The 6,412-nt window shown below is 46.4% G+C and carries 4 protein-coding genes; all 4 read right to left on the reverse strand.

What is annotated here, in order from left to right:
• Positions 1–6: 6 nt before the first annotated feature.
• Genes B2Q61_RS09465 through rlmKL form a run of 4 tightly spaced genes read right to left on the reverse strand, consistent with a single transcriptional unit; the run spans position 7 to position 6,188 of the window.
• Positions 7–1,845 (reverse strand): DUF3466 family protein, encoded by a 1,839-nt coding sequence (locus tag B2Q61_RS09465; protein ID WP_290615536.1) that lies wholly within the window; start codon positions 1,843–1,845, stop codon positions 7–9.
• Positions 1,846–1,894: 49 nt separating this feature from the next.
• Positions 1,895–3,799 (reverse strand): ATP-binding cassette domain-containing protein, encoded by a 1,905-nt coding sequence (uup, locus tag B2Q61_RS09470; RefSeq protein WP_290615537.1) that lies wholly within the window; start codon positions 3,797–3,799, stop codon positions 1,895–1,897.
• Positions 3,800–3,834: 35 nt separating this feature from the next.
• Complete coding sequence (locus B2Q61_RS09475; protein WP_290615538.1) at positions 3,835–4,059, reverse strand: glutaredoxin family protein; 225 nt, start codon at positions 4,057–4,059, stop codon at positions 3,835–3,837.
• On the reverse strand, positions 4,059–6,188 hold the full coding sequence (gene rlmKL, locus B2Q61_RS09480; RefSeq protein WP_290615539.1) for a bifunctional 23S rRNA (guanine(2069)-N(7))-methyltransferase RlmK/23S rRNA (guanine(2445)-N(2))-methyltransferase RlmL: 2,130 nt from the start codon (positions 6,186–6,188) through the stop codon (positions 4,059–4,061). Before rlmKL ends, B2Q61_RS09475 begins: the two co-directional genes overlap by 1 nt.
• Positions 6,189–6,412 lie beyond the last annotated feature (224 nt).

Raw genomic sequence — 6,412 nt, forward strand, 5'->3', positions numbered from 1 at the left:
TAACGGTTAGCGTCTGCGACGGAATAAAACGCCAAAACCGGCAAGTAAAAACAAACCTAAACTGCCTAAACCACCGGCATTGCGCTCATAGGTATCTTGTTCAGTATTGCAATTTTCTGGTTCACCATTGGCTACCGGCAACAACTTAACCGCTTTAGCCTGCTCTGTTTGTTGCGGGTTGCCACTTTCGTCCAGTATCGGTTGTCCTTTGGCATCAAGTTGCGGTAACACTTGCAACACAGTGGCAAGGATTTCACCATTATTATTGATTGAGCTGGCATCGACTATCGTAAAATCGGCATTACAGCCAACCAACGTATTTAGATCGCGAAAAGTATCGCTGGCAATATCATATACAAAACCATGCTGACGCCGGTCGGTTGTGCCGCCAATGATGATTTCAGCCCGGCCGACAATCTGACCGTTATCATTGATATCTGCGGGTACTGAAGAAGAACTGGCAAAAAAATCAGTTGGAAATACCACAGTATCGGCGGCCACATCGTAATAAAAAAACTTATCCCGGCGTGAGCCATTTATGGTTTTTATCGCATAGCCGGTAGCGATATTATTGTTATTCAAATCGGTAGCAATACTCGCCAGCCACTGTGCCGGATCAACCATGGCACTTATTTCATCACCCTGAAATAAGGTCGCGTGAGGTGCAACGTAGATCTGGCGAAACTCACCGCCAAACCCATCGCGAAACAGAATACTGCGATCGCTATCACTATATATGGAATAACCGACAGCAATACCATTGTCATTAACCGCAGTAGCCGCACTAGCGTAACGAACTTCAGACTCGTCATCGATTTGGTGTACTGCCCCAGTGCCCTTCTCACCAAGAAAGCCGAACGTTTGACTAATGGTGGCACTACCATCCGCTTGTAACTGCCACAGCATTGCCCGCTCAGTATAGCCACTGGGCACGACAACTGTTTGATTACGGTAAATCTGCGACTTTAAATCGAAAAAGTTAGATTCCTGGCTTTCAAGTTCCCGGTTGAGACAATAAACAACGGGTTGGTTTTTGCCATCACATAATGTTTCCAGAAACGTCTGAATCTCTTCATTTAATGCCACAGAGCCCGAGCCAGCTACCAGATTTTGGTTATTAACAGCAAAGGCCTGGCTGAAGCCGCCGCCAATCTCAGTGTAGGATGGTAATAAATTAACCGGGCCATTACTGGTTACTGCAACACCGTATTTAAAACCAGGTTCAGGCTGCCAAACCGTAATGGTTTCTGGTGCTTCTGTTGCCGGATCTTCTGCATCCGGGTCTGGAGCTGGGGTAAATTCCTGTTTAGTAAAGGGAGCAGTAGCGACCCCGACCACGACCCCTTGTTCATTAATATCGTTAATAAACTCCTGGTTAGAGCGAAGTTGGTTTAAATCACGTAACGGGCTCACCGCTGGCGTACCATTTACAGGATGGGCAATCGCCACGGTGCGTCCCACCGGTTGATTTCTCAATCCCTGGCTAGCACCAAGCAATACAGTCAGCGTATTTAATACGGTTGCATCATAAATACCAAGTTTGGCATCTTCAATTTGTTCAGCAGTTAAAATCGCTTTAATCGTATCACTTTCAAAATTGATGGTGCTGACATCAAGCGGAAAATTAATAAAATTAACCGCAGTTCGAGTTGAGCCATCGCGTAATTGCCATTGTACAAACCCCTGACCCGTAACAATCGCATCACCCTGATCGTTTAATGCGGCAGCAAAGTTTGCCTTGGAAATATTGTTTGGCTCCAGCTCTGCCACTTGATACACAGCCGCTGTGGCAGGAAATGCAGTTAGCAAAGGTACTAATGCTAAACTGATCCGAGATAATTTCATTCAACGCCCCTAATGTACTTCTGATGTACTTATAATCTGTTATAAAAATCTATGAACCCGATGCTTCCAACTTTTCCCAACGCGCGTAAGCCTGCGCCAGCTTCGACTCAGTCTGCTGCAATAGGTTCAACGTCTGTTGACTGTCAGCGGCGCTTCGTTTGAAAAACTCCGGATCATTAACCTGTTGCTGTAACGCAGTTAGCTCAGCATCAAGTTGCTCAATCTGCTGGGGTAGAAGTTCAAGTTCACGTTTTTCTTTATATGATAACTTCTTAGCGTTACTAACTAAAGGCTCTGCAGGTTTTTCTGCAACTGTCCGCTCGCTACTGCCAGTTTTATCATTGGTTTTTTTGCTCGCCTGGCGCGCCTGATAAGCCGTTACATCATCATAACCGCCAGCAATTTCAATAATCCGGCCATTTCCGGCAAAGAGTAAGGAACTGGTAACGGTGTTATTGACAAACTCACGGTCATGGCTGACCAACAGCACGGTGCCTTGATATTGCTGCAGTATATCTTCCAGCAACTCCAGTGTTTCTACATCTAAATCATTGGTTGGTTCATCAAGGATCAATAAGTTACTTGGCCTGGCAAATAGCTTAGCCAATAACAAACGATTCTTTTCACCACCTGAAAGTGCTTTAACCGGCGTACGTGCCCGGGCCGGCGGAAATAAAAAGTCTTGCAGATAGCTAAGGACATGGCGGCTTTGGCCATTTTGTTGCACTTCCTGCTTACCATCAGCGACGTTATCCTGCACCGTGGCTTCTAAATCCAGCGCGATTCGGTGTTGGTCAAAATAAGCCACTTCCAGATTAGTGCCGCGTTTTACTGCGCCGCTATCCACTTTGTAATCATCGAGCAGAACTTTGATCAGGCTCGACTTACCTACCCCGTTAGGCCCGACTAAGGCAATGCGGTCACCCCGCATGACCAGCAAATCTAAATTGTCCATTACCGGCTTGCCGTTAAACGCCAGACTGATGCCCTTGCCCTCAAACACCAGCTTACCAGAGCGGTTCGCCTGTTCAATATTGAAATCGACCTTACCTTGTTGCTCCAAGCGTGCTGCCCGCTCCTGGCGCAGCGCTTTTAACGCTCTTACCCGACCTTCATTGCGGGTACGGCGGGCTTTAATGCCCTGACGGATCCACACTTCTTCTTCTGCCAACCGCTTATCAAACAACGCATTATGCTTTTGTTCGTCTTCCAGCATTTTTTGTTTACGATCCAGATATTCCTGATAATTACCAGGATGTGACGTCAGCTCGCCCCGGTCTAAGTCAATAATCCGGGTAGCCAGCGCCCGGATAAAGGCCCTGTCGTGCGAAATAAAAATAATGGCACCGTTAAAATTCAGTAAAAACTGCTCCAACCATTGGATCGCCGCTAAGTCTAAGTGGTTGGTCGGTTCGTCCAGCAATAAAATATCAGGTTTAGCCACTAATGCTCTGGCCAGCGCGGCTTTGCGCAGCCAGCCACCTGATAAGGTCGCCAGGCTGGCATCCGGGTCCATTTCAAACTGCTGACAAAGATCACTCACTCGTGTTTCCAATGACCAACCGTCGCGAGTATCCATTTCATTCTGCAGTTGCTCAAATAAGCGATACTCGGCATCACCTGCACCTTCCAGGTTTTCTGATAAGGTATAAAACTGTTGCAGTTTTTCAGCTAAATCACCGGCACCCTCGCGAATAAAGTCAGCAATTTTAGTTTGCATTTTGGCCGGGGGGTCTTGTTCTAAACGGCTTAGCACAACCCCGGTATTGACCACTATCTGGCCATCGTCCAGATTTTGCTGACCGGTCAGCAATTTTAAAAATGACGATTTACCCGCGCCATTACGACCAACCAAACATACCCGCTCCCCACTGAACAGGCTAAAGTCAACATGATCTAAAATCGGGTTGGTACCAAACGCTAAACACGCCTGCTGAAAACGCAATAATTCCACTACTTACTATCCTTCAATCTACGCATTTTATTAACCTATACACTTTGCAACCAACTGGCGATGCTTTCAGCATCAAAAGGCCAGTACAGCAGTTTGTCACCCGCCGCCAGCACCGGAATATGCACCCGGAACTGCTGCAATAGCTGTTCATCATCAATAATATCTATTACCTGAAAATCTAATTCTGCTGCGACTAACAATGTTTCAGCTTGCTGGCACAGGTGGCAGCCCCAGGTGCTGTATAAGGTATACTGCGCCATTAACGCGTTAACTCAAAACAGACATGAATATTTGGGTTACGTTTAAAATCTTCCGGCAAAGTGGCCGCAGAAATATCTTTTATCTGCCAGCCTGCCTCTTCCAGAGCCGCCTTATCAATTTTAAAACGGCGTTTGTTATTAGAAAAAATGACTTTGCCGCCCGGATTTAAGCGTCCTACCAGCATATTCAGCAAACTGACATGATCCCGTTGCACGTCCCAGTTATCTTCCATTCGCTTTGAATTTGAAAATGTTGGCGGGTCAACAAATATTAAATCAAACTGGTTACGACAGCGGGCCAACCATTGCAGGCAATCGGCTTGCTCAAACTGGTACTGTTTCGCCTGAGCGCCACTGACCACTAAACCATTTTGGGTAAAGTTACGTTTTGCCCAGTCTAAGTAGGTATTGGACATATCTACCGTAGTTACCGATTTAGCACCGCCAATAGCAGCATGCACCGAGGCAGTACCGGTATAAGCAAACAGGTTCAATACAGACTTATCTTTCGCGTGCTCTTGAATTAAGCGCCGGGTTAGCCGGTGGTCTAAAAACAAGCCAGTGTCCAGATAATCACGTAAGTTAACTAAAAACTTAGCGCCGTACTCGGCCACTTCTTTGTACTGGCCAGCTTTAGCCATTGCCTGATACTGATTAGTGCCTTTTTGTTTTTCCCGTACTTTTAAAATCATTTTATCTGAGCTGATCCCAAGCACCTGGGGTACCTGGTTAACCACATCAAACAAGCGCTTCTGGGCAATTTGCTCATCAACAGTTGCCGGCGCAGCATACTCATGTACAACCACTTCACCATCGTACCAATCTACTGCTACGTTGTACTCCGGAATATCAGCATCGTATAGACGATAACAGCTAATGCCTTCCCGCTTTGCCCATTTTTGTAATTGTTTCAGATTTTTAGCCAGGCGATTGCCAAATGAACTACTCTCATTAAAAAACAACGACGGCGCATCAGAGCTAACCGCCACTTGTTTTTCAGTCAGTTCAAACAATGTAAATTCACAATCCAGCGGACCGTTGGTAAATTTATAGGTTTTACTTTTTGACAACCGTAGAGAGCGCAGTAAATCAGCATTAGAGGTAATAATGGCTAACCGCCAGCCCTGGTAATGCTGTTTTAGCGCCAGCGAAAATTTGCTGTATAACGGAATTAAACTGGGTAGATCGCCCAACCGTTCACCATAAGGCGGGTTGGTTACAATAACGCCGGGTATTGTGGCAACACTGCCTTTAAGCTCCGTTGCATCGGCATAATCCACTTTGACATAATCTGCCACGCCGGCCCGGGCAATATTCTGACGAGCTTTAGCTAACGCACGCTCATCGGTATCACTGCCGTAACACAAAATTTGTGCTGGCAAGCTGCGCACTTCCGCTCTGGCTTCATCTTTTAATTGTTGCCAGACATTGGCCCGATGACCAGGCCAGCCTTCGAAGGCGAAGCGTTCACGATTTAAGCCGGGTGCTTTATTCAGGGCAATTAATGCCGCTTCGATAATAATAGTGCCGCTACCACAAAAGGGGTCGAATAGTGGCTGATCGCTGCTCCAACCCGAACGTTTTAACAATGCTGCAGCCAAATGTTCTTTTAACGGCGCTTCGCCCTGTCCTGATCGATAACCGCGCTGGTGTAACGACGGGCCGGAAAAATCCTGCAGAAAATGAAAATAGTTTTTTTCCAACCGAACCTGAAAACGCATATCAGGGTTCAGGCGGTCAACATCAGGGCGTTGGCCAGTTTCTTCCCGAAATTGATCAACAATAGCATCTTTTAAACGCATGCCGCCGAACTGACTATTATCGATGGTGGCATGTTTGCCAACACAATCAACCGCTAGTGTCTGGCGGATAGTCATTAACTGTGGCCAGTCAATTTTGCGGGCTATCTGGTATAAATCTGACTCTGCGGTTACCGGTTCTGACTGAATTAGCCGCATAATACGTGTGGCCAGACGTGACCATAAGCACAGCTGATAAGCACTGCTTAACTCTGCTTTAAAGCGCACCACACCCATTGATACTTTAATGACTTCGCCCTGATGATGGCGTATCTCATCGGCTAACAGCTCTTCGACGCCTTTTGACGTTAAAGCCCAGAATTCCAGCATAACACCCAACCTTCAAATAAAATGGCCGACAGTATAACAGAATGTGCTTTAAACACGTTTGAAGAATTGCAATAGTGCGTTATATCGACGCTTAAATCAGCAAGGTGCTGCTTAAACAAGCAGTTGAGCTGAATAACTTAAAATAACGCGATTAACATCTTGCATAGCCAGATTAAAAACACTAAGATGCGCCCCGCAATGACGGACGCGGGATGGAGCAGCCT

The organism is Arsukibacterium sp. UBA5043 (assembly GCA_002415085.1).
GTDB lineage: Bacteria > Pseudomonadota > Gammaproteobacteria > Enterobacterales > Alteromonadaceae > Alishewanella.

Bases quoted from the DNA above. Each gene is read 5' to 3' on its own strand.
- rlmKL (WP_290615539.1), bottom strand. From the start codon at position 6,188: ATGCTGGAATTCTGGGCTTTAACGTCAAAAGGCGTCGAAGAGCTGTTA.
- B2Q61_RS09475 (WP_290615538.1), bottom strand. From the start codon at position 4,059: ATGGCGCAGTATACCTTATACAGCACCTGGGGCTGCCACCTGTGCCAG.
- B2Q61_RS09465 (WP_290615536.1), bottom strand. From the start codon at position 1,845: ATGAAATTATCTCGGATCAGTTTAGCATTAGTACCTTTGCTAACTGCA.